This is a genomic window from Mesorhizobium sp. M2A.F.Ca.ET.039.01.1.1 (assembly GCF_003998035.1).
Classification (GTDB): Bacteria; Pseudomonadota; Alphaproteobacteria; order Rhizobiales; family Rhizobiaceae; genus Mesorhizobium.
Genome location: NZ_RZRY01001172.1, coordinates 1 through 1,294 on the forward strand (window position 1 = coordinate 1; position 1,294 = coordinate 1,294).

At 64.8% G+C, this 1,294-nt stretch carries 1 protein-coding gene and 1 tRNA gene; one reads left to right on the plus strand and one right to left on the minus strand.

Translation table 11 applies throughout. The features are described from left to right. Position 1 precedes the first annotated feature (1 nt). Positions 2-895, plus strand: coding sequence for a succinate--CoA ligase subunit alpha (sucD, locus tag EOA24_RS38300; protein WP_127410845.1), 894 nt, complete (start codon positions 2-4; stop codon positions 893-895). A gap of 150 nt (positions 896-1,045) precedes the next feature. Here sucD and EOA24_RS38305 read toward each other — a convergent pair. Further along, positions 1,046-1,130 (minus strand) — tRNA-Leu (locus tag EOA24_RS38305). Positions 1,131-1,294 lie beyond the last annotated feature (164 nt).

The window sequence follows — 1,294 nt, forward strand, 5'->3', positions numbered from 1 at the left end:
AATCCTGCTCAACCGCAGCACCCGCGTCATCGTGCAAGGCTTCACCGGCAAGATCGGCAGCTTCCATGCGGAAGACATGAAGCGCTACGGCACCAAGCTGGTCGGCGGCGTCACCCCCGGCAAGGGCGGCCAGACGCATCTCGGCCTGCCGGTCTTCAACACCGTCAAGGGCGCGGTGCGCGAGACCCGCGCCGAGGCGAGCATCGTCTTCGTGCCGCCGCCCTTCGCCGCCGATTCGATCATGGAAGCGGCGGATGCCGGGATAAAGCTCTGCGTCTGCATCACCGACGGCATCCCCTCGCAGGACATGATGCAGGTCAAGCGCTACATGCGCCGCTACCGCTTCGAGGACCGCATGCGCCTCGTCGGCCCGAACTGCGCCGGCGTCATCACGCCCGGACAGGCGCTAATGGGCATCATGCCGGGCAGCATCTATCTGCCGGGACGCGTCGGCATTGTCGGCCGCTCCGGCACGCTGGGCTATGAAGCCGCATCGCAGATGAAGGCGCTGGGCATAGGTGTGTCGACCAGCGTCGGCATCGGCGGCGATCCCATCAACGGCTCGTCCTTCAAGGACATTCTGCAGCTCTTCGAGCGCGACGACGACACCGACGCCGTGGTGATGATCGGCGAGATCGGCGGCCCGCAGGAAGCCGAAGCCGCGATCTGGGCGCGCGACAACATGCGCAAACCCCTGATCGCCTACATCGCCGGGCTCTCCGCCCCGAAAGGCCGCCGCATGGGCCATGCCGGCGCGATCATCTCGGCGTTCGGCGAATCGGCCCAGGAAAAGGTCGAGATCCTCAAGGAAGCCGGCGTCGTCATCGTGCCGACCCCCGCCTCCTTCGGCGAAGTGGTGGCGGACACGCTGGCGCGGACGAAGAAGGCGGCGTGATCCAGCCCGAGCTTTTGAACCGGCTAGGAATACCAGGCGGTGGCGCGGTCTTCATGACCCGCCGCCGCTTTTCGTTTGGCAACGAGCACCGCAGGCAGCAACGACAACAGTCGCCGGGTAGCGCTAATTCCAAGGCCTTTGGAGAAGGTTTGGTGCGGTCGAGAAGACTCGAACTTCCACGGGTTGCCCCACAGCGACCTCAACGCTGCGCGTCTACCAATTCCGCCACGACCGCACGTGGTAGGAGCCGGAACCTTCCGGCCCGGGGCCTGTAGCAAATCGTTTCCGGCGAAACAAGTGCGCTGAGCGGAATATTCGTCGCTCATTTGCACAACCCTCTACGGCCCAGCTTCACACCGGTGAAACTGGACGTTTTGGCCGATTGCCGCCATATGAGAG